The sequence below is a fragment of the Bacillus paranthracis genome (assembly GCF_024296885.1).
Taxonomy (GTDB): Bacteria; Bacillota; Bacilli; order Bacillales; family Bacillaceae_G; genus Bacillus_A; species Bacillus_A paranthracis.
Genome location: NZ_CP101135.1, coordinates 4,321,637 through 4,347,033, shown reverse-complemented (window position 1 = coordinate 4,347,033; position 25,397 = coordinate 4,321,637). Strand labels below are relative to the sequence as shown.

The 25,397-nt window shown below is 36.1% G+C and carries 25 protein-coding genes and 2 other annotated features; of the genes, 22 read left to right on the top strand and 3 right to left on the bottom strand.

What is annotated here, in order from left to right; genetic code table 11:
• Positions 1–139: 139 nt before the first annotated feature.
• Positions 140–613: a MaoC family dehydratase gene (locus NLJ82_RS22455; RefSeq protein WP_000914178.1), complete on the top strand. Its 474-nt coding sequence runs from the start codon at positions 140–142 to the stop codon at positions 611–613.
• 56 nt (positions 614–669) lie between these two features.
• Here NLJ82_RS22455 and NLJ82_RS28695 read toward each other — a convergent pair whose 3' ends face one another.
• On the bottom strand, positions 670–801 hold the full coding sequence (locus tag NLJ82_RS28695) for a hypothetical protein (protein ID WP_001993614.1): 132 nt from the start codon (positions 799–801) through the stop codon (positions 670–672).
• An 86-nt stretch (positions 802–887) separates the two neighbouring features.
• Between NLJ82_RS28695 and NLJ82_RS22450 the strand changes: the two genes are divergently transcribed.
• The 19 genes from NLJ82_RS22450 to NLJ82_RS22360 all read left to right on the top strand — a co-directional run bounded on the left by NLJ82_RS22450 (position 888) and on the right by NLJ82_RS22360 (position 21,070).
• Positions 888–1,124 (top strand): hypothetical protein, encoded by a 237-nt coding sequence (locus NLJ82_RS22450; RefSeq protein ID WP_000871418.1) that lies wholly within the window; start codon positions 888–890, stop codon positions 1,122–1,124.
• Positions 1,125–1,272: 148 nt separating this feature from the next.
• Positions 1,273–1,992: a two-component system response regulator PhoP gene (phoP, locus tag NLJ82_RS22445; RefSeq protein ID WP_001065225.1), complete on the top strand. Its 720-nt coding sequence runs from the start codon at positions 1,273–1,275 to the stop codon at positions 1,990–1,992.
• Positions 1,985–3,748 (top strand): sensory box histidine kinase PhoR, encoded by a 1,764-nt coding sequence (phoR, locus tag NLJ82_RS22440; protein WP_001032121.1) that lies wholly within the window; start codon positions 1,985–1,987, stop codon positions 3,746–3,748. Before phoP ends, phoR begins: the two co-directional genes overlap by 8 nt.
• 285 nt (positions 3,749–4,033) lie before the next feature.
• Positions 4,034–6,667: a DNA polymerase I gene (polA, locus tag NLJ82_RS22435; protein ID WP_000412816.1), complete on the top strand. Its 2,634-nt coding sequence runs from the start codon at positions 4,034–4,036 to the stop codon at positions 6,665–6,667.
• Positions 6,668–6,679: 12 nt separating this feature from the next.
• On the top strand, positions 6,680–7,510 hold the full coding sequence (mutM, locus tag NLJ82_RS22430) for a DNA-formamidopyrimidine glycosylase (protein WP_001114483.1): 831 nt from the start codon (positions 6,680–6,682) through the stop codon (positions 7,508–7,510).
• A gap of 72 nt (positions 7,511–7,582) precedes the next feature.
• A complete protein-coding gene (ytaF, locus tag NLJ82_RS22425; RefSeq protein ID WP_000281751.1) occupies positions 7,583–8,215 on the top strand; it encodes a sporulation membrane protein YtaF in 633 nt (210 codons plus the stop codon).
• Positions 8,216–8,268: 53 nt separating this feature from the next.
• Entirely contained in the window at positions 8,269–8,871 is a 603-nt protein-coding gene (gene coaE, locus NLJ82_RS22420) for a dephospho-CoA kinase (protein WP_000219296.1), read from the top strand.
• 109 nt (positions 8,872–8,980) lie between these two features.
• Positions 8,981–10,009: a glyceraldehyde-3-phosphate dehydrogenase gene (locus NLJ82_RS22415; RefSeq protein ID WP_000198972.1), complete on the top strand. Its 1,029-nt coding sequence runs from the start codon at positions 8,981–8,983 to the stop codon at positions 10,007–10,009.
• A 389-nt stretch (positions 10,010–10,398) separates the two neighbouring features.
• Positions 10,399–10,782, top strand: coding sequence for an adenosylmethionine decarboxylase (gene speD, locus NLJ82_RS22410; RefSeq protein WP_002003660.1), 384 nt, complete (start codon positions 10,399–10,401; stop codon positions 10,780–10,782).
• Between the two features lie 285 nt (positions 10,783–11,067).
• Positions 11,068–11,529 (top strand): transcriptional regulator NrdR, encoded by a 462-nt coding sequence (nrdR, locus tag NLJ82_RS22405; protein ID WP_001203687.1) that lies wholly within the window; start codon positions 11,068–11,070, stop codon positions 11,527–11,529.
• 126 nt (positions 11,530–11,655) lie between these two features.
• Positions 11,656–13,062, top strand: coding sequence for a replication initiation and membrane attachment family protein (locus tag NLJ82_RS22400; RefSeq protein WP_000415043.1), 1,407 nt, complete (start codon positions 11,656–11,658; stop codon positions 13,060–13,062).
• A gap of 33 nt (positions 13,063–13,095) precedes the next feature.
• Positions 13,096–14,034: a primosomal protein DnaI gene (gene dnaI, locus NLJ82_RS22395; RefSeq protein ID WP_000400101.1), complete on the top strand. Its 939-nt coding sequence runs from the start codon at positions 13,096–13,098 to the stop codon at positions 14,032–14,034.
• Positions 14,035–14,313: 279 nt separating this feature from the next.
• Positions 14,314–15,195: a putative sporulation protein YtxC gene (gene ytxC / locus NLJ82_RS22390; RefSeq protein ID WP_000569621.1), complete on the top strand. Its 882-nt coding sequence runs from the start codon at positions 14,314–14,316 to the stop codon at positions 15,193–15,195.
• A 31-nt stretch (positions 15,196–15,226) separates the two neighbouring features.
• Positions 15,227–15,455: a binding site (T-box leader), on the top strand.
• A gap of 47 nt (positions 15,456–15,502) precedes the next feature.
• Positions 15,503–17,440, top strand: a complete 1,938-nt coding sequence (gene thrS, locus NLJ82_RS22385; RefSeq protein WP_000786084.1) for a threonine--tRNA ligase — start codon at positions 15,503–15,505, stop codon at positions 17,438–17,440.
• Positions 17,441–17,650: 210 nt separating this feature from the next.
• Positions 17,651–17,771 (top strand) — a sequence feature (ribosomal protein L20 leader region).
• Positions 17,772–17,833: 62 nt separating this feature from the next.
• Positions 17,834–18,337: a translation initiation factor IF-3 gene (gene infC / locus NLJ82_RS22380; RefSeq protein WP_000973214.1), complete on the top strand. Its 504-nt coding sequence runs from the start codon at positions 17,834–17,836 to the stop codon at positions 18,335–18,337.
• A 21-nt stretch (positions 18,338–18,358) separates the two neighbouring features.
• Entirely contained in the window at positions 18,359–18,559 is a 201-nt protein-coding gene (gene rpmI / locus NLJ82_RS22375) for a 50S ribosomal protein L35 (protein ID WP_001125945.1), read from the top strand.
• A 37-nt stretch (positions 18,560–18,596) separates the two neighbouring features.
• A complete protein-coding gene (rplT, locus tag NLJ82_RS22370) occupies positions 18,597–18,953 on the top strand; it encodes a 50S ribosomal protein L20 (protein WP_001138362.1) in 357 nt (118 codons plus the stop codon).
• A 470-nt stretch (positions 18,954–19,423) separates the two neighbouring features.
• Complete coding sequence (locus tag NLJ82_RS22365; protein ID WP_000365050.1) at positions 19,424–19,915, top strand: dUTP diphosphatase; 492 nt, start codon at positions 19,424–19,426, stop codon at positions 19,913–19,915.
• A gap of 69 nt (positions 19,916–19,984) precedes the next feature.
• Positions 19,985–21,070 carry a M42 family metallopeptidase gene (locus tag NLJ82_RS22360; RefSeq protein ID WP_000163568.1) on the top strand — a complete coding sequence of 362 codons (1,086 nt, stop codon included), beginning with the start codon at positions 19,985–19,987 and terminating at the stop codon, positions 21,068–21,070.
• Between the two features lie 41 nt (positions 21,071–21,111).
• Here the strand turns inward: NLJ82_RS22360 and NLJ82_RS22355 are convergent, their stop codons facing one another.
• Entirely contained in the window at positions 21,112–21,729 is a 618-nt protein-coding gene (locus NLJ82_RS22355) for a TetR/AcrR family transcriptional regulator (protein WP_000023670.1), read from the bottom strand.
• A 297-nt stretch (positions 21,730–22,026) separates the two neighbouring features.
• Here NLJ82_RS22355 and NLJ82_RS22350 point away from each other — a divergent pair, with 297 nt between their 5' ends.
• On the top strand, positions 22,027–22,680 hold the full coding sequence (locus NLJ82_RS22350; protein ID WP_001071404.1) for an HlyD family secretion protein: 654 nt from the start codon (positions 22,027–22,029) through the stop codon (positions 22,678–22,680).
• Positions 22,681–22,692: 12 nt separating this feature from the next.
• Positions 22,693–24,492, top strand: a complete 1,800-nt coding sequence (locus tag NLJ82_RS22345; RefSeq protein ID WP_000095287.1) for a DHA2 family efflux MFS transporter permease subunit — start codon at positions 22,693–22,695, stop codon at positions 24,490–24,492.
• Positions 24,493–24,629: 137 nt separating this feature from the next.
• Here the strand turns inward: NLJ82_RS22345 and NLJ82_RS22340 are convergent, their stop codons facing one another.
• On the bottom strand, positions 24,630–25,343 hold the full coding sequence (locus NLJ82_RS22340; protein ID WP_001183249.1) for a CPBP family intramembrane glutamic endopeptidase: 714 nt from the start codon (positions 25,341–25,343) through the stop codon (positions 24,630–24,632).
• Positions 25,344–25,397: the final 54 nt, after the last annotated feature.

Sequence of the window (25,397 nt, the reverse complement as noted above, 5' to 3'; positions counted from 1 at the left end):
CATGAAAACGCTATCATTTGTAATATCCTATAATGAAACTGTAGATTTATACTATACATTGCCCTCATCATAGTAAATGTCGGATCAAGTATCGCTTTTAGTAGGATAATAAGGTGAAAAAATCGGAGGGGGTTGTAACATGTTAAAGAAAAAAGTTCAAATTGGTCGTAAAATGGATGAAATTACAGTAGGAGAGAAATTATCTATCACTGAAAAAATTGAGGATAAAGATTTGTTATTGTACTTAGGGTTAACGAATGATGCCAATCCATTATATATTCAGCATGATTACGCATCCCAAACTCCGTATGAAAAGCCGATTGTACCAAGCATTATGCTAACTGGAATGATTACAACGGCAGTTACGAAATATTTACCAGGTCCAGGTAGTCATATTACGAGAAAGGACCTTACGTTCGTGAAGCATGTTCACCATTATGAAACGTTACAAATCCACTTTGAAGTTGTGGCTGTTTCTGAGGAGGAACATACAATTGATATGCTTGTATCTGCTCATGATGAAAAAGGGGATACTGTTGTGAAAGGCTCATTAACAGTAACACCACCTTACAAATCAGTCTCTATTATGGAAAAAGCATTAGATAATTTTTAAAACATGAAAATGTGAATGGCGCTAGCATACCTTTCATAAGGGGGCTAGCGCTATTTTTAGTTGAAGAATCCCTCTTTGAACCCTTCAGCAAAATCTGAACACCCCGTTTTAATCGTATCCCAGCTCGGTACGTTAAAAGTAAGGAAACATGTTACTACTAAAGTTAAAATAGGTAGTAATATTCGCATAATAGCTCCTTTGTTGTGTTTATTTATATATTAAAATTAATAATATATAAATTGATAATTAAAGTCAATTAAAGGGGTTTTTTAAGATGAAGTGGAAGAGAGAAGACGTTATCTTTGAAACGATAAGAGAAGCTGAAGTGTGGGCGGACGGGGTTGCGAATGAAATGCATGGAAGACTATTTGATGGATATGAAACGCTAGATTATAAAATAGCGTATGCTCTTTCTTTTTTTCTAGCGCAAAATCGAGAATTCAATATTCATACGGAAGTAGAATGGAATGAAAATATAGATGTGTATAAAGTATGGATAACAACACGTTAATGGAAGTGAATGAGTAATAACAATGGCACAATCCGAATCCATGAATAGACAATTATATTGAGAGGGACCTTGTTTTCTAGTATGATGAGAATAACGGGGAAAATACTAGGATGAAGAAGGTTTCAAGTCTATAACTTGGAGGAAAAGAATGAACAATCGTATTTTAGTAGTTGATGATGAGGAGTTTATCTTAACTTTAATCGAATTTAATTTACAACAAGCTGGTTTTGAAGTGATAACAGCGATGGATGGAGAAATGGCGCTTCAAAAAGCGACAACAGAACGTCCAGATTTAATTATATTAGATTTAATGCTTCCAAAAATGGATGGTATGGAAGTATGTAAAGAATTACGATTGCAGCGCGTTATGACGCCAATTTTAATGTTAACAGCAAAAGATGATGAATTTGATAAGGTGCTAGGTCTTGAACTTGGGGCTGATGATTATATGACGAAGCCATTTAGTCCAAGGGAAGTTGTCGCGCGTGTGAAGGCAATTTTACGCCGCACGAAATTACAACAAGAAGAGCAAGTTACAGAATCGTCAGATGAAGAGAGCATTACAATTGCTGAACTTAAAATTTTACCGGAGTTTTATGAGGCTTATTTCCAAGGAAGAAAGCTTGAATTAACACCAAAAGAATTTGAACTACTTGTTTATCTTGCGAAAAATAAAAGTCGCGTATTAACGCGTGATCAATTATTAAGTGCTGTATGGAATTATGATTTCGCTGGTGATACACGAATTGTTGACGTTCATATTAGCCATTTGCGCGATAAAATTGAACAAAATACGAAAAAACCGACGTACATTAAAACGATACGTGGTTTAGGATATAAATTAGAGGAGCCAAAAGGGGATGAATAAATTTCGTTCCAGGCTTCTTTTTACATTTGTTTCTCTTATTGTTTTTATTTTAGTCGGACTCGGTTTATTGCTGGAAACCGTGTTTGAAAACTATTATATAGATCATGCGAAAGAGAGAATGGTAAAAGAGACAGAGTATGTTGCGGTATTAGCAGAAGAACAAGGTTTTGATGATGTTTTAAAAAATCCATATATATTTAAAAAGCTAGAAGAAAAAATTCAGGCTTCAATTGCATTTGTAGATGAAAAAAAGAAGGTTCAATATAGCGGGGGAGAATCGTCTGCTTTTAGCCAAGGGATAATAAAAGAACTTTCCTCTGAAACAACGAAACAAAGAAATAAAGTCATTACGAAAGAAACAGATCAAAATAATGAATTTTACCATGCGGTGTTCGTGCAAGATGTAGCAGGGAAACAAGGATACATTTTGGTGAAGAGCACAATTGAGCCTTTGAAAGACGTTCATCAAAAAACGTGGGGATTATTAATTATCGGATTTGTTATTGCGTGTCTTGTAGTCGTATTTTTAGGTATGAAAATTACAGGGCAATATATTAGGCCGATTGAGTCCGTTACGAAAGTTGCCATCGAATTAGCGAAGGGGAATTATAAAGCACGCGCTTATGAAAGTCATTCGGATGAAACGGGAATGTTAAGTAAAGCGATTAATATTTTAGCTCGTAATTTACAAGAGATGACACTTGAGCAAGAAATGCAACAAGATCGTCTGCATACGTTAATTGAAAATATGGGAAGCGGAATGATTTTAATTGATAGCCGCGGTTATATCAACCTTGTAAACCGTTCGTATAAGGAAACTTTCCACGTCACAGATGAAGAATATTTAGATCGTTTATATTATGAGTCGTTTCATCATCCGGAAATTATAGAACTTGTGGAAGAAATCTTTATGACAGAAGTGAAAGTGCGCAAACAAATGTTATTGCCACTTGGAATTGAGCGAAAGCATTTCGAGGTATATGGAGCACCGATTATCGGGACGAACCATGAATGGAAAGGGATTGTCCTTGTATTCCATGACATTACTGAGCTGAAAAAGTTAGAACAAATGAGAAAAGACTTTTTAGCGAATGTTTCTCATGAACTAAAAACGCCGATTACTTCTATTAAAGGTTTTTCAGAAACACTTTTAGACGGTGCTATGGATAATAAAAAATTCTGCGAACATTTCTTGCACATTATTTTAAAAGAAAGTGAACGTATGCAAGGATTAATTGAAGATTTATTAGATTTATCAAAGATTGAGCAACAAGGATTTAAATTGAATATGGGTACCGTTGATATGAAGGGACTTCTTGAAGATATTCATATGGTGCTTGATAATAAAGCGGGAGAAAAAGAAATCTCTTTACAAGTAAATGCATTAAAACGTGTCTCTGTCATTGGAGATCCAAGTCGTTTGCAGCAAATCTTTATTAATTTAATGAATAACGCAATCGTATATACACCGGCTGGAGGCGTTGTTTCTGTAGAATTAGTAGAAGATAAATATAATGCTTATATAAAAGTGTCGGATACTGGAATTGGTATTAGTAAAGATGAAATTCCACGTATTTTTGAACGCTTTTACCGAGTGGATAAAGCGAGAAGTAGAAATACTGGTGGTACAGGCCTTGGGTTATCGATTGTAAAGCATTTAGTTGAGGCGCACCACGGTACAATTACAGTGGATAGTGAAATTGGGGAAGGGACAACATTTACAGTTGTTTTACCAAAATCAGCAACTGAAAAATAGGATGAAGGATGTTTACAATATATTAACAATGGCTTAATTAAATATTAATAAAGCTCTGTTAATATAATACATGAAAACCCCTTCATCCAAGGAGTAATTTTGGACGAGAATAGTTAAGCTGTTCTCGTCACTTCCCTTTATGCCAATATCAGTCTGTTTTATATATGAAAGAAAATAACCGTTATTTTTCTTCTCTCTATTAGTCATGTTAATATAGAGAGAGGAAAGAAACGGTTTTTTTCTGTGAAAAAAATCATTTCAAATTTGTATGGGGAGGTTTCTGATTTGGAAAAAAAGGTCGTATTAGTAGATGGTAATAATATCGCGTATCGTGCTTTCTTTGCACTACCGCTTTTAAATAACGACAAAGGTATACATACGAACGCAATTTACGGTTTTACAATGATGTTAATGAGAATATTAGAGGAAGAAAAACCGACGCATATGTTAGTTGCATTTGATGCGGGTAAAACAACGTTCCGTCACAAAACGTATAGTGAGTATAAAGGAGGACGTCAAAAGACTCCGCCTGAGTTATCAGAGCAATTCCCATTTATTCGTGAGATGCTTGATGCATTCAATGTACCGCGTTATGAATTAGAAAATTATGAAGCGGATGACATTATGGGAACGCTAGCGAAAGAAGCGAGTGAACAAGGAGCTAGTGTAAAAGTTATTTCAGGAGATAAAGATTTACTTCAACTTGTTTCTGATAACACGCTTGTATGCATTCCTAGAAAAGGGATTACGGAAGTAGATGAATATACGAAAGAAGCTTTATTTGAGAAATACAGCTTATCACCGAAGCAAATTATCGATATGAAAGGTTTAATGGGAGACCAATCAGATAATATTCCAGGTGTACCAGGAGTTGGTGAAAAAACTGCGATTAAATTGTTAACACAGTTTGGAACGGTTGAAGAAGTGTATGAAAATATAGATCAAGTAAGCGGGAAGAAATTAAAAGAAAAGCTGGAAGCAAATAAAGACCAAGCTCTTATGAGTAAAGATCTTGCAACCATTATTACAGACGCACCGATTACTGTGCATGTGGATGATATGGAGTATAAAGGATATGAGCCAAGTGATGTCATTCCAATGTTCGAGAATTTAGGATTCACATCTCTTTTAAATAAATTAGGTGTTACTCCAGAAGAAACGGCTCCAGCTGAATTAGATGATATTACATTTGATATTGTGGAAGAAGTTACAGAAGAAATGCTTCAGCAAGATAGTGCGCTTATCGTTGAAGTACAAGAAGATAATTATCATAAAGCAGACATTCAAGGTTTCGGTATTCAAAATGAAAATGGATGTTACTTTATTCAGACAGATAGTGCACTTAAATCAGATGCTTTTAAAGAGTGGCTTGCAGATGGAGAAATGAGAAAGTATACATTTGATGCGAAGCGTGCGATCGTTGCACTGAAATGGAACGGTATAGATATGCAAGGGATTGACTTTGATCTATTAATTGCTGCTTACTTACTTGACCCGGCTGATACAGATAAAGATTTCCGTACTGTAGCGAAAATGAAAGAAACACATGCTGTGAAATCTGATGAAGAAGTTTACGGAAAAGGTGCGAAGCGTGCTGTTCCAGAGCTAGAGATAGTAGCGGAGCATGTAGCTCGTAAAGTGCATGTATTATATGATGTGAAGCAAACATTCGTTGAAGAGTTAGAAAAGAATGAGCAATATGAACTGTTTACAGAGTTAGAATTACCACTTGCACGTGTATTAGCTGATATGGAAGTAAAAGGTGTAAAAGTTGATACAGAACGTCTTCGTAATATGGGAGAAGAACTTGCAGGTAGATTAAAGGAAATGGAACAGGAAATTTATAAGCTGGCGGGAACAGAATTTAATATTAATTCACCGAAGCAGCTTGGTGTTATTCTGTTTGAGAATTTAAACTTACCGGTTATTAAGAAGACGAAAACAGGTTATTCTACGTCAGCTGATGTACTAGACAAGCTGATGGATCACCATGAAATTATTCCAAACATTTTACATTACCGTCAATTAGGGAAACTAAATTCAACTTATATTGAAGGTTTATTAAAAGTTGTACATGAAGATTCATCTAAAATCCATACTCGTTTCAATCAAGTATTAACGCAAACGGGCCGATTAAGTTCAACGGATCCAAACTTACAAAATATCCCGATTCGATTAGAAGAAGGAAGAAAGATTCGTCAGGCATTCGTTCCATCAGAAGAAGGGTGGATTATGTACGCAGCGGATTATTCACAAATTGAACTTCGTGTATTAGCTCATATTGCAAATGATAAAGGGCTAGTCGACGCGTTCCAACATGACATGGATATTCATACGAAAACAGCTATGGATGTATTTGGCGTTGAAAAAGATGAAGTAACTTCAAATATGAGACGACAAGCGAAAGCTGTTAACTTCGGAATTGTGTATGGTATTAGTGATTATGGTCTTTCACAAAACTTAGGAATTACAAGAAAAGCAGCAGCGGAATTTATTGAAAAGTATTTAGAAAGTTTCCCTGGTGTACAAGAATACATGGATGACATCGTAAAAGATGCGAAACAAAAAGGATATGTAGCTACATTATTAAATCGCCGCCGTTACATTCCGGAAATTACGAGTCGTAATTTTAACTTGCGTAGCTTTGCTGAGCGTACAGCTATGAATACACCAATTCAAGGTACTGCAGCAGATATTATTAAAAAAGCGATGATTATTATGGCAGATCGTTTAGAAGAAGAAGGATTACAAGCGCGTCTTCTATTGCAAGTACACGATGAATTAATATTTGAAGCACCAAAAGAAGAAATTGAAAAATTAGAGAAGCTTGTACCAGAAGTAATGGAGCATGCAATTGAACTCGCAGTTCCGTTGAAAGTTGATTATTCTTACGGTCCAACTTGGTACGACGCAAAATAAGGAAGTGATGAAATGCCTGAATTACCAGAGGTTGAAAACGTCAGACGGACACTTGAAAATCTTGTAACAGGAAAAACGATTGAGGATGTTATTGTTACTTATCCGAAAATAGTGAAACGACCGGATGATGCAGAAATCTTTAAAGAAATGCTAAAAGGCGAGACGATTGAAAATATAAAGCGAAGAGGAAAGTTTTTGCTTTTATATGTAACAAATTATGTCATTGTTTCACATTTGCGTATGGAAGGTAAGTTTTTACTGCATCAAGAGGATGAGCCAATTGATAAGCATACGCACGTCCGTTTCTTATTTACAGATGGAACTGAATTACATTATAAAGATGTGAGAAAGTTTGGTACGATGCATCTCTTTAAAAAAGGTGAGGAAATGAATCAAATGCCTCTTGCTGACTTAGGTCCGGAGCCATTTGATGCTGAATTGACACCACAGTATTTACAAGAGAGATTGCAGAAGACAAATCGTAAAATAAAAGTTGTATTATTAGACCAGCGTCTTTTAGTAGGACTTGGAAATATATATGTAGATGAAGTTTTATTCCGTTCTCAAATTCATCCAGAACGAGAAGCATCATCTTTAACAGTAGAAGAAATTGAGCGAATTTATGAGGCGACTGTTACAACGTTAGGCGAAGCAGTGAAGCGTGGCGGAAGTACAATTCGAACGTATATCAACTCACAAGGGCAAATTGGCTCATTCCAAGAACTTCTAAATGTATATGGAAAAAAAGGAGAACCGTGTGTGACTTGCGGTACGATATTAGAAAAAACAGTTGTTGGTGGAAGAGGAACGCATTACTGCCCAATTTGTCAGCCAAGAATATAGAAAAGAGATAACATCGGATAGGCATTTGTCATATACATACAGCAGAGCTATGTATAAGGGAGGAGCTTACCGATGTACCTTTATTTATCTCTTATTTTATTAGCTTTTACATTAAGCTTAGATAGCTGTAGTGTAGGGCTAACATATGGTTTAAGAAGCGTAAGAATTCCACTAAGATCAATTGTAATTATCGGAATGTGTTCAGCGGCTGTTATGCTTGTTTCAATGGGAATTGGACATATGATCGCGAAAGTATTTTCACCTGTTATCGCAACGCGTATCGGTGGGCTTGTTCTTATTGGAATAGGGATTTGGGTATTATACCAATTTTTTCGAAGTGAGAAAAAAGAAGAACCGAAGCAAGAGGAGAAGGTATGGAAATTAGAGATTGCCTCGCTTGGGTTAGTCATTCAAATTTTACGGAAACCGACTGTAGCAGATTTCGATAAATCAGGCACCATTTCTGCAGGAGAAGCGTTACTTCTTGGTATCGCTCTTTCTGTAGATTCATTTGGTGCTGGAATTGGTGCATCTTTATTAGGGTATGCACCTGCTATGATGGCGATATTAGTTGCAGTGATGAGTTCTTTGTTTTTATTTATTGGAATGAAACTTGGAACGGTTTTATCAAATATGAAATGGTTGCAAAAATTTACATTCCTGCCTGGGGTATTACTCATTATTATTGGAATTTGGAAAATGTAAGTACGGGCGTGGAACATTAGTTTCGCGCCTTTTATTATGAGGAGGATTATATGATGACAGTAGTAATTGGATTAACGGGAGGTATTGCAAGCGGAAAAAGTACAGTATCTCAAATGTTTCGCGAGCTAAATATACCAGTTATTGATGCAGATATTATTGCGCGAGAAGTTGTAGAACGAGGAAAGCCAGCATATAACAAAATTGTAGAAGTGTTTGGAACGGAAGTACTACAAGAAGATGGAGAACTGGATCGACCGAAATTAGGAAGTGTCGTTTTCTATAATGAAGAGAAACGATTGCAGTTAAACAAAATTGTTCATCCTGCAGTGCGTGAGGAAATGAATAGGCAAAAGGAAATGTACATAAAAGAAGGTATGCAAGCGGTTGTGTTAGATATTCCTCTCTTATTTGAAAGTAAATTAACAAGTCTCGTTGACCGCGTTTTAGTTGTAGCAGTTAAGCCGCATACGCAATTAGAACGTTTAATGAAGCGAAATAATTTTTCAGAAGAAGAAGCAACAGCTCGTATTCAATCTCAAATGCCGTTAGAAGAAAAAGTGAAGCATGCAGATGAAGTAATAAATAATGATGGCACAATTATGGGAACGAAAACACAATTGCAGGTGATTTTAAAGAATTGGAACGTTATTGACTAAAAAATTGTGAAATTAATGAAAATGCTTAGTGACATATCCCCTTTTTGTGTTATACTATTATTGGGATTGGAGATAAATAGTATAACGCATTCAAGGGGGATAACATATTATGACTCGTGTGGCAATTAATGGATTTGGACGTATTGGGAGAATGGTATTTCGTCAGGCAATAAAAGAAAGCGCATTCGAAATTGTAGCAATCAATGCAAGCTATCCATCTGAAACGTTAGCACATTTAATTAAATATGATACAGTTCACGGCAAGTTTGACGGAACAGTAGAAGCATTTGAAGATCACTTATTAGTTGATGGGAAAATGATTCGCCTTTTAAACAACCGCGATCCAAAGGAATTGCCTTGGACAGATTTAGGTGTTGAAGTTGTAATTGAAGCAACTGGTAAATTTAATTCAAAAGAAAAAGCAATTCTTCACGTTGAAGCTGGAGCGAAAAAAGTTATTTTAACAGCGCCTGGTAAAAATGAAGATGTAACAATTGTAGTAGGTGTGAACGAAGACCAATTAGATATTACAAAACATACTGTTATTTCAAATGCATCTTGTACAACAAACTGTTTAGCACCTGTTGTGAAGGTGTTAGATGAGCAGTTTGGAATTGAAAACGGTTTAATGACGACAGTTCACGCTTATACAAATGACCAAAAAAATATTGATAACCCACATAAAGATTTAAGAAGAGCACGTGCTTGCGGACAATCAATTATTCCGACAACGACAGGTGCTGCGAAAGCGCTAGCAAAAGTTCTTCCACATTTAAATGGAAAACTTCATGGTATGGCACTTCGTGTACCAACACCAAACGTGTCTCTTGTTGACTTAGTAGTAGATGTAAAACGTGATGTAACAGTTGAAGCTATTAACGATGCATTCAAAACTGTTGCAAACGGTGCGTTAAAAGGCATTGTAGAATTCAGCGAAGAGCCTTTAGTATCTATTGACTTTAATACAAATACACACTCAGCTATCATTGATGGTTTATCTACAATGGTAATGGGTGATCGTAAAGTGAAAGTGCTGGCTTGGTATGATAACGAGTGGGGCTACTCTCGTCGTGTTGTAGATCTTGTAACGTTAGTTGTTGACGAATTAGCGAAGCAAGAAAATGTGCAACATATTTAAGTGAATAAGGGAGAGGGCAAGTGGAATATTTGCCCTCTTTTTTTTATTTTTTTCTGAAAAGGAAAAAAATTATAGGAGTATATTTTTGAAAGTGGACATACCACGAAACGTTGGGGTTACTGTATTTGTGAATCATTTATTTTTTTTAGGGAAAAGTAAAGAGGAAAATATGACAGAAAATCGAAAAAACTGTTGTTGCAAAATGAAAATAAACAAAGTATACTAACACTCGTAAACTTAAGAGCTGAGGTACGTAGTCACTACTTAAAGGGTTAGGACCTCTCTGGACTAACTTTCCCCCGTGGTAGTGGAGCAAGCCAAATTGCAAATTAGTTTTCAATTCGAACAGTTAGAATAAATTTACAAGGGGGAACTGTAGAATGGATACTATGGATACGATGGGTCGTCACGTGATCGCTGAACTTTGGGATTGCGATTTCGACAAGCTTAATGACATGCCGTATATTGAACAATTATTTGTGGATGCAGCACTAAGAGCTGGTGCTGAAGTGCGTGAGGTTGCTTTCCATAAATTTGCACCACAAGGTGTAAGTGGAGTAGTAATTATCTCGGAATCACATTTAACAATTCATAGCTTTCCGGAGCACGGTTACGCAAGTATTGATGTTTATACTTGTGGGGATCGTATTGATCCAAATGTTGCTGCAGAATATATTGCAGAAGGTTTAAACGCGAAAACGCGTGAGAGCATCGAGCTTCCTCGAGGCACTGGTAGCTTCGAAATTAAGCAGAGAGAAACAAAAGCTCTTTAAAAAAGAACATAATTGATTTAAAATGTAAAGAGGTGTATAATGCACCTCTTTTTTAGTTTATAAAAAAGGGAAAATATAACGTACTCGTTAGTTGAATAAATGGAGCTCTTACGAATGAGTTAACGCCCTATCTACTATCTTATTTTTGAAAACGAGATGATAACATAATGCGTTTAAACTTAAAGTGGTAAGAGAGTTAAAATGAGTTATATAATAATGTATATATATTGTCAGATGAAGTAAGTAGAGAAAAAATAAAGAGTATAGTGTAAAGGAGTGAATATATTGCGTTGTCCATCCTGTTCTCATAATGGTACAAGAGTGTTAGATTCGCGTCCGGTAGACGAGGGGCGCTCTATTCGAAGAAGGAGAGAGTGTGAAAGCTGTTTAAGCCGCTTTACGACATTTGAAAGAGTGGAAGAGTCACCTCTTATCGTTGTAAAAAAAGAAGGAACACGAGAAGAGTTTAATAAAGAAAAGATTTTACGTGGCTTAATTAAAGCGTGTGAAAAAAGACCAGTATCTTTAAGACAATTAGAAGAAGTAACTCAAAGTGTGGAACGTGAACTTCGTAATTTAGGTATATCAGAAGTGAAAAGTGATATGATTGGTGAAATTGTTATGGAAGAACTACGTGATATCGATGATGTTGCTTACGTGCGTTTTGCTTCTGTATATCGCCAATTTAAAGATTTAAATGTATTTATTGAAGAATTAAAAGATATACTGCAAAAAGAAAGAGAGTAGAATCTGTATCGTATTCTCTTTACATACCGTAAGTAATGAGATAAGAGAGCTAGAAGCGAAAGCTAATAGCTCTTTTTCGCTAATAAATTATATAGTGAAGATTGGATGAGAGAAAGGAAAGCAAGAATGGAAAAACAGTCATGGATGGAGCTATTGCCGATTGATCGTTATAAAGTAAGTGCGAAAGGATTATTGCATAATTACGACCGAAAAGTGTTAACGATGTTATATCAGCCGTTAATAGGTAGTAGAGCTTTTAGCTTGTACATGACGCTATGGGGAGAGTTAGAACAAGATCGTGTATTTGGAAAAGAGAATACGCATCATTCCCTTATGGTGACCATGCAAATGCAGCTTCCTGAAGTATATGAGGAACGAGTAAAGTTAGAGGCAATTGGACTTTTGAAAGTATATATTAAGAAAGAAAAAGATATTCGAATGTTTATATATGAGCTGCAACCACCTTTATCTCCGAAGCAGTTTTTTGATGATATTGTTTTAAGTATCTTTTTATACAATCGATTGAGTCGGACAAAATATAATCAAGTAAAGCATTATTTCTTAGAAGAAGAATTTGATTTTGCATCTTATGAAAATGTTACGCGTTCTTTTAATGATGTGTTTGGTTCGTTTAATCCAGGGCAGCTTGAGCATGCGCAAGAAGACCTTCGTATTCCAAAAACGACAGCTATGCCAAGTAATGAAAAGGGAGACGCTCCAAAAGTTTGGAATGATTTCTTTGATTTCTCCTTATTTGTAGATGGCTTGTCCGCTCTTGTTCCTAAAAAGGCGATTACAGATCAAGTGCGAGAATGTGTCATTACACTTGCTTACGTGTATGATGTAGATGTGTTATCGATGCAAAATATCGTTCTTGGTGCGGTGACAGAGATGCAGACAATTGATATCGAAAGGCTTAGAAAAGGAGCACGTGATTGGTATCAGTTCGAAAACGGCCAAGCGTTACCTGTATTAAGTGAAAGAGTACAGCCTCACGCTGCACGTATGATGAAAGAAAAAGAGCCTTCTACGCAAGAAGAGATGTTAATCAAACAGCTAGAGGAAATCTCACCAAAACAACTATTGAAAGAAATCTCTGGTGGTGCAGAGGCGACGAAGGCTGACTTGCAAATTGTTGAAGATGTAATGATCAATCAAAAATTAACGCCAGGTGTTGTGAATGTACTTATTTATTACGTTATGCTACGCTCAGATATGAAACTTGCGAAAACGTATGTGGAGAAGATTGCTGGACATTGGGCACGTAAAAAGGTCGGTACAGTAGCTGAAGCGATGGCATTAGCGAAAGAAGAAAACCGTCAATATCAAGAATGGGCTGAGACGAAGAAGAAAGGCCGTACATCGAAGAAAACGGTACGAAAAGAAATGGTACCAGATTGGTTGAAAGAAGAGCCGAAAGAACAAGAGAAAGAAACTGTGAAAAAAGATGCAAGTGCTGAAAAAGGTGCAAGTACGTTAGAGGATGAACGGAAACGACTAGAAGAAGTGTTAAAAAAATATAAGCGTGATTAATAGAAGAGAATGAACGCTCTTTGAGGTGAGGAAATGGAGCATATTCAAAATTCATTTGCAAAATTAATGGAAAATGAAAATTTTAAAAATAGATATGAAGTATTAAAGGCGGAAGTAATGGCACATCCGCGTGTGAAAGAATTTATAGACGAACATAAAGGGGAAGTAACAACGTCTATGATTGAACGCAGTCTTGTGAAATTATACGAATATATTGGACAAAGTGTAGGTTGCGCGGATTGTCCGGATCTAGGTTCGTGTAAAAACATGCTGCAAGGATATGAGCCAAAGCTCGTTATCCAAGGGAAGATGATTGATATTCAATATGATCGTTGCGTTAGAAAAGTAGCATATGACGAGAGGAAGAAATATGAAAAGCTCGTTCAAAGTGTATATATGCCAACTGATATTTTACAAGCAACGATGGAAAACTTAGATCCTTCAGATTTAGATGCGCGTATTGATGCAATTGGTGCAGCTAATGAATTTTTAAGTACATATGAACCTGGTAAAAAAGTACAAGGTTTATATTTGTACGGTAAATTTGGTGTAGGGAAAACGTATTTATTAGGAGCAATTGCGAATGAGCTTGCTCGAAAGAAAATAAGTTCAATGCTCGTATATTTCCCTGAATTTTTACGTGAAATTAAAAGTTCAATTCAAGATAATTCGATTGGGGAAAAGATTGATGCGGTGAAACGCGTACAAGTTTTAATGTTAGATGATATTGGAGCAGAAGCGATGTCAAGCTTTGTGCGTGATGATGTACTCGGTGCAATTTTGCAATTCCGTATGTTAGAAAACTTACCGACGTTCTTTACGTCTAACTTTGATTTTAAACAGCTAGAACATCATTTAACATATACGCAGCGCGGTGAAGCGGAAGAAATGAAAGCAGCTCGTATTATGGAACGCATTAAATATTTGGCGAAACCAATTCCGATTGGCGGGAAAAACCGTCGTCATAAGTAAAGAGCAAGCTGAAAAGCTTGCTCTTTTTTTGTAGTTAAACGCTTTTTAAAGTAGTCGAATTATAAAATGAAAAGTTCTTATTGAAAATTCCTATTAGCTTGTATCATTTTTTTCTCCCTCCCTTAATATATATAAAATTAGCAAGCCATATCGAGTAGATTTTCTAACGATAGGAAAGGTAATTCTACTAAGAGTGAACTTTCAAGCGGGACGGACTCTTATAGGATTTGTAACGTATAGATACAGTCCTTTAGAGCAGGGATAAAAGGGGGGACAAAAGTGATTGAAATTTGCTTCGAAGAAAAAAATGATGCTATGCACGTATATAGACAACTATTGAAAAGAGCGGAACTGTTATATAAGGAAACGAGTGTGTATTTACAGGAACAAAAAGTGGTGATTCACATACCAGTACGTGAATCAAATTATATTGAAAAGATTTTATTGCCAGTAATGGTATATTTCATTGTGAATGTGAAACAAAATGAGTGGATATATACAATATTAAAAGAGAAGTTTTTTTATGAAGAAGAGGAAGAGTGCCATCAAATATTGCATATGGCACAAGAGATTTTAAAAGGAAGAAGAAAAGGAATTGCTCGTGAATTAACACGTCACACATTTGAATCATATATTAAATCCTCTTTAAATAACTGGCTTTGTGATCCGCTTTCATTCTCGTTTTCATCATATGTTCGTTTTCGTCTTCGTACATATAGGGAAATGGTAGCTAAGCTTGCTGAAGTTGCGATTGATGAGTATAAGTTAGAACAAGAATATCAAATGTTTATTGAGACGCTCCGGCAACAAGTCCGTAGCCGGAAATCACGTTTGTCATGTGTACATCTTATTTTTGATGAAAGTTTTATTTTCTATGATGATAAAGGTAGACGTTTAAAACAAGAGAAATTGGTTCAATATATAGATGAAGACTTATTAAAACAAAAGGATGTATATATTGATACGAAAGTAATTGCACCACTTCTTTCTATTTCGCCGAAAAAAATTTATTTATATACGAAAGAACAAGACCATAATATGATTATTACTTTGCGAAATGTATTTCAAGAACGGGTACAATTACATGGATTACATGAGTTTGAGCGCAATGTGAAAAATTTAAAAAATAAAGGTAACGCCCTTGATTTTCTAAGTTTTTGAGCATATAATTACCTACATAAATGAAATATATTGAAATGTCATGATGAGGACATGAGTAATTTTCTACGATTTTCAGAGAGGGAAGCCTTAGGGTGTGAGCTTCCTAGTACGGGATTATTACTTACCACCTCTAAACTTTAGCAGTGAACGGTTTTTCAAGTAATTGCTAACGGACAACACCGTTATGTTGAACTTGAGCAATTAACAATTATGTTAATTGGAACAAGGGTGGAACCACGAATTCAACACTCGTCCCTTTTTACGGGATGAGTGTTTTTTATTTTGAGAAAAAGAGGAGTGACCAGTGATGGCAGATGTAGTTAAAATTACTTTCCCTGATGGAGCTGTGAAGGAGTTTCCAAAAGGCGTAACAACTGAAGAAATCGCAGCTTCTATTAGCCCAGGCTTAAAGAAAAAAGCTGTGGCTGGAAAATTAAATGATGAGATGATTGATCTTGTTACACCAATCGAAGAAGATGGTGCAGTTTCTATCATTACATTAGATTCTGAAGATGGCTTATATATTTTACGCCACTCAACAGCTCACCTTTTAGCGCAAGCGTTAAAACGTTTATATAAAGATGTTAAGGTTGAGCTTGGCATTGGTCCAGTAATTGAAAATGGCTTCTACTACGATATTGATATGGAAGAAGCAATTACAGTTGAAGACTTCAAGAAAATCGAAAAAGAAATGCAAAAAATTGTGAACGAGAACTTAGAAATCGTTCGTCATGAAGTACCACGTGCAGAAGCAATTCGTCGTTTTGAAGAAATCGGCGATGAGTTAAAATTAGATTTAATTAACGATCTTCCAGAAGATGCTGTTATTTCAATCTATGAGCAAGGCGAATTCTTCGACCTTTGCCGTGGCGTTCACCTTCCATCTACAGGGAAAATTAAAGTATTTAAATTATTAAGCGTTGCGGGTGCTTACTGGCGCGGCGATAGCAATAATAAAATGTTACAACGTATTTACGGTACTGCATTCGTTAAGAAAGCAGAATTAGATGAGCATTTACGCATGCTTGAAGAAGCGAAAGAGCGCGATCACCGTAAATTAGGTAAAGAATTAAAACTATTTACTAATAGCCAAAAAGTAGGACAAGGTTTACCACTTTGGTTACCAAAGGGTGCAACAATCCGCCGCATTATCGAGCGTTACATCGTTGATAAAGAAGCAAGCTTAGGCTATGATCACGTATACACTCCAGTACTAGGAAGCAGAGAGCTTTATGAAACTTCTGGTCACTGGAACCACTACCGTGATGGTATGTTCCCATCAATGGAAATGGATAATGAAGAGTTAGTTCTTCGTCCGATGAACTGCCCTCACCACATGATGGTTTATAAAAACGATATTCACAGCTACCGTGAATTACCAATCCGTATTGCGGAACTTGGAACAATGCACCGCTATGAAATGTCAGGTGCGTTATCTGGATTACAACGTGTACGCGGAATGACTTTAAACGATGCGCACATTTTCGTACGCCCAGATCAAATTAAAGAAGAATTAAAACGTGTTGTAAACTTAACTCTAGAAGTGTACAAAGATTTCGGTTTAGAGAACTACTCATTCCGTCTATCTTATCGCGACCCAGCAGATACTAAAAAGTACTATGCTGATGATGAGATGTGGGAAAAAGCACAAGGTATGTTAAAAGAAGCTATGGATGAAATGGGTCTTGATTACTATGAAGCTGAAGGTGAAGCGGCATTCTACGGTCCAAAACTTGACGTTCAAGTTCGTACTGCTCTTGGAAAAGACGAAACACTTTCAACTGTACAATTAGACTTCTTACTTCCAGAACGCTTTGAACTATCTTACGTTGGTGAAGACGGTAAACAACATCGTCCAGTTGTAATTCACCGTGGTGTTGTATCTACTATGGAACGTTTCGTAGCCTTCTTAATTGAAGAATACAAAGGTGCATTCCCAACTTGGTTAGCTCCAGTTCAAGTACAAGTAATTCCAGTTTCTCCGCAAGTACATTTAGACTATGCGAAGAAAGTACAAGACGAATTACGCCGTGCTGGTATGCGTGTTGAATTAGATACTCGTGAAGAGAAAATTGGTTACAAAATCCGTGAAGCACAAATGCAAAAAATTCCGTACATGCTTGTAGTAGGTGACAATGAAGTAACTGAAAACGGCGTAAACGTACGTAAATACGGTGAACAAAAATCAGAAACAATCGCATTAGATGCTTTTGTTGATATGATTAAAGTAGAAGGAAAACGATAAGAAAAAGCCGCGGTATACCGCGGCTTTTCTATGTAATATGAGTAAGAAAAATTAGAAAAAAAAACCATGTAACACTTATCGTAAAAAAGTATTGCAAGTATGTTAGTTGTTTGTTACAATATTTCTTGTTGTTAGTAAAACACATCGCGTCTTCTTGACAGACGTCATGTCCTATGATAAACTCATCAAGGATAATAGAATATTGTTTTGTGGAACAAGTAGAAGCACCCGCTTCTCACCTGATGGACGCATTCGCAGTTTACAGGTAAATGTATTTCTTACTTAAGATTTTACAAGTGTGGGTGTCGTATGCCCGCACTTTTTTTGTCGGGTTCTATGACTACAAACTATGTTCTGAGAAAACCTTGGAGGTGGCTTACTATTAGCAAGGATATGATGATTAACGAGCAAATTCGTGCACGTGAAGTACGTTTAGTTGGCGCAAATGGCGATCAACTTGGAATCAAGTCTCGTAATGACGCTTTAGACTTAGCTGCAAATCTTAATCTTGATTTAGTATTAGTTGCTCCAAATGCGAAACCGCCAGTATGCCGCATTATGGACTACGGTAAATTCCGCTTTGAGCAACAGAAGAAAGAAAAAGAACAGCGCAAAAATCAAAAAGTAATTAGCATGAAAGAAGTTCGTTTAAGTCCAACAATTGATGAACACGACTTTAACACAAAACTTCGTAATGCTATCAAGTTTTTAGAGAAAGGCGACAAGGTTAAAGCGTCAATTCGCTTTAAAGGACGTGCCATTACTCATAAAGAAATCGGTCAACGTGTTTTAGATCGCTTCTCAGAAGCTTGTGCTGAAGTTAGTACAATCGAATCTAAGCCTAAAATGGAAGGACGCAGTATGTTCTTAGTTTTAGCACCGAAAAACGATAAGTAATAGATAGAGGAGGAAATACCTATGCCTAAACAAAAAACTCATCGCGGCGCTGCAAAGCGTTTCAAAAAGACTGGATCAGGTAAACTGAAACGTTCTCACGCTTACACAAGCCATTTATTCGCTAACAAATCTACAAAAGCTAAACGTAAACTACGTAAAGCTGGTGTAGTAAGCGCTGGTGACTTCAAACGCATTCGTCAAATGCTTGACAACTTAAAATAAGTTCGGCTGATATATAGAACAATTAGGAGGTAATATTATGCCAAGAGTAAAAGGTGGTACAGTTACTCGTCAACGTCGTAAAAAAGTAATTAAATTAGCAAAAGGTTACTACGGTTCAAAAAATACATTATTCAAGGTTGCTAACCAACAGGTTATGAAATCTCTAATGTATGCATTCCGTGACCGCCGTCAAAAGAAACGTGACTTCCGTAAATTATGGATTACACGTATCAACGCAGCAGCTCGTATGAATGGTCTTTCTTACAGCCGCTTAATGCACGGTCTTAAAAATGCTGGCATCGAAGTTAACCGCAAGATGCTTGCTGACTTAGCTGTTCATGACGAAAAAGCTTTCGCTGAATTAGCAACAGTTGCAAAAAACAACATTAACTAATCAATTAGTTGAAACCTTAGAAGATTTTTCTTCTAAGGTTTTTTTATTTGTATGCAAAGAGAAGTGTGTCGTTATCGATATGACAAAATCAATATAAAAGTTATAGCAATATAGAAGAATATGCATATGAAGTCAGGAGAATCCTCCTGGCTTCTTTTAATTATCATCCTCTGGAAAGAAGAGTATCTTTCCTACCTGAAACGACACTGCTATAATGGAAAGATGATATGGAACTTTCATCAGATAAAATAATATTTTTAATAGTGGGCAATTCCTGGATAATTATTAACTATCACCAATCGGAGTGAACAATCTAATCGTGATGATTGAAACGTATTTGTAAATTAAGGACAAGCTATTTTGTAAAGAGGTAAATGGCTGACTTATTAATAAGAAACGAAAAATAATAATGAACTTTGAGATGAAACAACATTGTTGCGTAAAATGCGATGTTGGAGGAGGACAATAGAGTGGACTTACTACAACTATTTAAATTACAAAAAGAATTAGATGACCGTATTGCGAAAGAACATGACTTACAACCGAAAAAATTGTTAAAAGAGAAAATGTTAGCTCTTCTTGTAGAAATTGGAGAACTTGCAAATGAAACACGTTGTTTTAAATATTGGAGCAACAAACCAGCATCAGAACGTGAAGTCATACTAGAAGAATACGTAGATGGTTTACATTTTATTTTATCAATCGGAATTGATTTAGGTATTGATAAAAACTTCTTATTCTATAAGTGTGCACAGACGAATAAAACACAAGTAGAAATTTTCTTAGATACGTATGCGAAGGTGATTCGTTTTACAGATCAACCATCTATTACGAACTATATTGAATTATTTACAAGCTACCTTCGACTTGGACAAGCACTTGAGTTTGAACAAGAAGAGATTGAAAAGGCATATTTAGATAAAAACGAAGTAAATCATCAGCGTCAAACACAAGGATACTAAGTTAATTTTTGAATATTTCAATTTCCTTTTGTATAATGAAGTGACTGAAGAAAAAGGAGGGTGTTGGCAATGACCAAATTAGACGAGACATTGACAATGCTAAAAGAATTAACAGATGCACGTGGTATTGCGGGTAACGAGCGTGAACCACGCGAAGTAATGAAGAAATATATTGAGCCGTTTGCGGACGAACTTTCTACTGATAATTTAGGAAGTTTAGTTGCGAAAAAAGTAGGGGAAGAAAACGGCCCGAAAATTATGGTTGCAGGTCATTTAGATGAAGTTGGATTTATGATTACACAAATCGATGACAAAGGTTTCCTTCGTTTCCAAACGGTTGGTGGCTGGTGGTCACAAGTTATGCTTGCACAGCGCGTAACAATTGTAACGCGTAAAGGAGATGTAACAGGTGTTATCGGTTCAAAACCACCGCATATCTTACCTCCAGAAGCGCGTAAAAAGCCAGTTGAAATTAAAGACATGTTCATCGATATTGGTGCTTCTAGCCAAGAAGAAGCAATGGAGTGGGGTGTACGACCAGGAGATCAAGTTGTACCTTATTTTGAATTCCAAGTGATGAAGAATGAAAAAATGTTACTTGCAAAAGCATGGGATAACCGAATTGGTTGTGCAATTGCAATTGACGTATTAAAACAATTAAAAGATGAAAAGCATCCAAACGTTGTATATGGCGTAGGGACTGTACAAGAAGAAGTTGGTCTTCGTGGTGCAAAAACATCTGCAAACTATATTAAACCAGATATCGCGTTCGCGGTAGATGTTGGTATTGCTGGTGACACACCTGGTGTAACGTCAAAAGAAGCGCAAAGTAAAATGGGTGATGGACCACAGATCATTTTATATGATGCTTCTGTTATTGGTCATACAGGTTTACGTGACTTTGTAGTTGATGTTGCTGATGAATTACAAATTCCATACCAATATGATTCAGTAGCGGGCGGTGGAACGGATGCAGGTGCAATTCATATTGCTGTAAATGGTATTCCGTCTATGGCAATTACGATTGCAACCCGTTACATTCATTCTCATGCGGCAATGTTACACCGTGATGATTATGAAAATGCAGTGAAGTTAATTGTAGAAGTTATTAAACGTCTTGATAAAGAGGCTGTACATAACATTACATTTAATTAATAGAAAAAGCGAAGGAGCCTCTCCTTCGCTTTTTTTGTGTTTTAAAAAGGTCGTTCTAATCCCGCGGCAGTATGAGCCCCTAAAATGATTAAACGAGTTAATTGCATGGCCATAAAATGCGGGGTATATATCATCCCTTTTTTTAGCCATGACATAATCATGCCGAGATGGGCACCAGTAACATAACTAAGGAGAATATCACGTGGAACCATTAGTTTTTCATCGTTAGGCTGTGCAATAGAGAGGCTTAATGTTAAATGTGTCTGAATGGCTTTCATCATTTTATACGTAAAGTTTCCGGCAGCTTTATCACCAAGCATGACGTTATAGAAGTTCGCATTTTCTGCGATATGTTCAAATAAAGACAAGAAATTTGGATGTGGTGAATCAAATGTAAGTTGAAAATCTTCTTTATTTCTATTTTTCGGTTTAATAACTTCTGTTAGCTTCTCTAACATTTCTTCAATGCTTTTGTCTAGTAAGTCATATTTATCGTGGTAATGGCTATAAAACGTAGCGCGATTTACAGGAGCACGTTCTGCAATATGTTGAACAGTTACATTTTCAAACCCTTTTTCGCCTACTAAAGCGACAAAAGCATCCTGTATGAGTTGTCTCGTCCGTTTTACACGTGGATCATTTGTATTTTTAATAGACATTTTTACTTCACCTCGTTTAATTTTCTGTATTTAAACAACATATCGGTATCATATTGTTGTTTAAGCGACATTTCATACGTAAATTGTCGGTTGTAGATTTGAAATAATTATTTATAATTATAAACGATAGTCCTTCAGAAATCAGCACCGCTCGCAGGTAGATAAATTTCGATTTACACTGCAGATGGTGTGATTTTTTTGTTTAAAAGTTAATATAATTAACAATTAAACAATCTAAACAATAAGGACGTAAATAGTTTAGAAAAAAATTATATGCGATATAAGGAGAGGAATGCAATGAATCAGTTTCGAAGAATGGTGATTATCAACATTATCACATTAATTGTACTAGTTGGCGGCGGTATTGGCGGTTATTACTATTACAATCAAGCGGAAAATTACTTAAAAACAGACAATGCAAAAATTGATGGAAAGGTAATTCCGATTGCATCACCAGTAGCAGGGAAATTAACTGACTGGAAAGCTGAAGTAGGTAAGAACTACAACGAGAATGATAAATTAGGTGCTGTCACTGTAGCAGCAGCGAATGGAGAACAAACAGTAGATGTAACAATTCCACAAAATGCAACAGTTGTACAATCAAACGCAACAACAAATGCTTTCGTTGGAGCAGGTAGCCCAATCGCTTATGCATTTGATATGAACAATTTATGGGTAACAGCAAATATTGAAGAAACAGATGTTGATGATGTTCAAAAAGGTCAAGATGTAGATGTGTATGTAGATGCATACCCAGATACAACGTTAACAGGAAAAGTAGAACAAGTTGGCTTAACAACAGCGAACACATTCTCTATGTTACCATCAAGCAACGCAACAGCGAACTATACGAAAGTAACACAAGTAGTACCAGTTAAAATTTCTTTAGATCATAGTAAATCAGTAAATATTGTTCCTGGCATGAATGTGACAGTTCGTATTCATAAGTAAGGGGGAGATGAGATGTCCTCAATTGTAATTGCAGGATATGCACTATTTTGTATAATCGTCTTCTTCCTTGTAAATCGTCTTTTACGAAAGAAAAAAACGAAAATGGGAGAAGAACAAGTCCCAGCCGTAAGTAAAATAGAAGTAAGTAAAGTTGAAACAGAAGAGAAAGACATTGAACGAAAGCAAGAACCAGAAATTTCTAATGTAGTTGAGTTGGAAACAGGAAAGCAAGAAGAAGTAAAGCAAGAAAAAGAAGTGCCGAAAAAACAAATGTCTATGCCTGTAGAGAATGTGAACGTAAAAGCAGTGGTAGCTGTATTAATTCTCGGCATGTTCGTTTCTATTTTAAACCAAACAATCATTAACGTTGCATTGCCTCCGTTAATGAATGAATTTAACGTATCAACTTCAACAGCACAATGGTTAATTACAGGCTTCATGCTTGTAAATGGTATTTTAGTACCGATTAGTGCCTTTTTAGTTTCACGATTTACGTATCGTAAATTATTCGTAGCAGCAATGTTATTCTTCACGGTAGGATCTATCATTTGTGCTACTTCAGGAAACTTTACAATGATGATGACGGGCCGTGTTATTCAAGCGGTTGGCGCGGGTATTTTAATGCCGGTTGGTATGAATATCTTCATGACACTATTCCCGCCTCATAAGCGCGGAGCAGCGATGGGATTACTAGGCGTAGCAATGATTTTAGCACCAGCTATCGGACCAACTGTAACAGGTTGGGTAATTGAAAATTACAGCTGGAACTTAATGTTCTATGCGATGTTTATTATCGGTTTAATTATTACGTTCCTATCTTTAAAATTCTTTACACTAGCTCAGCCGGTGTCTAAAACAAAATTAGATATATTCGGTGTGGTTAGTTCAAGTATTGGACTAGGAAGCTTATTGTACGGATTTAGTGAAGCTGGAAATAATAGTTGGACTAGTGCAGAAGTTGTTATTTCACTTATTATCGGTGTAATTGGTTTAGCGTTATTTATTTGGAGAGAGTTAACAACGGACAATAAAATGCTTGATTTACAAGTATTTAAATATCCAGTATTTACTTTCACTTTAGTAATTAACGCAATCGTTACAATGGCATTATTCGGAGGTATGTTATTACTTCCGGTATATCTGCAAAACATTCGTGGCTTTACGCCAATTGAATCTGGTTTACTACTTCTTCCAGGATCATTAATTATGGGGATCATGGGACCAGTAGCGGGTAAATTATTCGATAAATATGGCATTCGTCCATTAGCGATAATTGGATTGGCAATTACGACGTATGCGACATATGAATTTACAAAATTATCGATGGATACACCGTATAGCGTTATTATGACGGATTATATTATACGCTCAATTGGTATGTCATTCATTATGATGCCAATTATGACAGCTGGTATGAACGCGCTACCGATGAAATTAATTTCTCACGGTACAGCAACGCAAAATACGTCAAGACAAGTAGCTGGTTCAATTGGAACAGCGATATTAATTACACTTATGACGCAACAAACGACTGCTCACGTAGCAGATTATGGCAACATGTTAACAACGTCAAACCCAATTTTAGTTGATAAAGTACACGGCATGGGGCAAAGCTTAGCGGCCTTAGCCGGCTCAGCACAAGCAGGAGATGCGATGAGCACGCAACTATTATTCGGACAAATTTCAAAGTTATCTGCAATTAACGGTATTAACGATGCCTTCTTAATTGCAACGATACTTGCAGGGATTGCTTGGGTGTTATCGTTCTTCTTACCATCAGGCAATAAACCAAATAGAAAAGCAGGGAATTAATTTCCCTGCTTTTTATTTTGGATAGTATTAATAAATAAATGAGAAATAACGATCCAAATTATTGAAAAATGTTAAAGAAAGAGGAATTTGAAGTTGTTATAAAAGAATAAAGAGAGAAATCGTGATGATATCTCTCTTTAACTTAAAAGTGCTACTATATTATTTATAATATGAAATAGTATGGTTGGAATGATGGAATTTGTTTTCCTGTATAAAAAAGCCATCATTAGCCCTGCGAAGAACGCACTCACCATTATTCCCAGTGAGTATGTATGGGCGACTCCGAAAAATAAACTTGTCAAAATTGCAGCAATCCAGAATGGGAACCGTTCTGAGAAGAAGCGAAGCATAAAACCTCTGAAAATGAGTTCTTCAAAAATGGGTGTAAGTATTGCGGACCCGATAAGTAACAATATTTGATATTGGCTTAAAATATGTAAGTTTAACGCAGACGATTGTTCTTCTGATGCATCTGGAAATACGTGTTGTAATACGAATGAATTGAAAAGGATACTTAATGAAAAGATAATGAACAAGTATGCGTATGTACGATATTTTTTTAATACACTAAAGTCAAATGATGGTAATAATAATGTTTTGGCAGGCTCGTATTTAAATATGAAAAACAATAGAATAATTAGTTGTAGTGCAGTACCTGTCGTATCTATAATAGATTCGTATAAGGCGATTTGTGTTTTATCTGCAAATATACTTTTATACATTATTAGTGGGAGTATAAGGAATGTAGTTATAAAACCAGTGCCCCAAAATGCAAATAGAGTAGAGGGGATAAATTGTCCCCATGACATGGATTGTTTTTGTTCGTGCGGAAGTTGTGTAGTAGGTTGCATATGTTTAAACCACCTCTTTATATTTGTATATTTAATTATAAAGTATTTGATTTT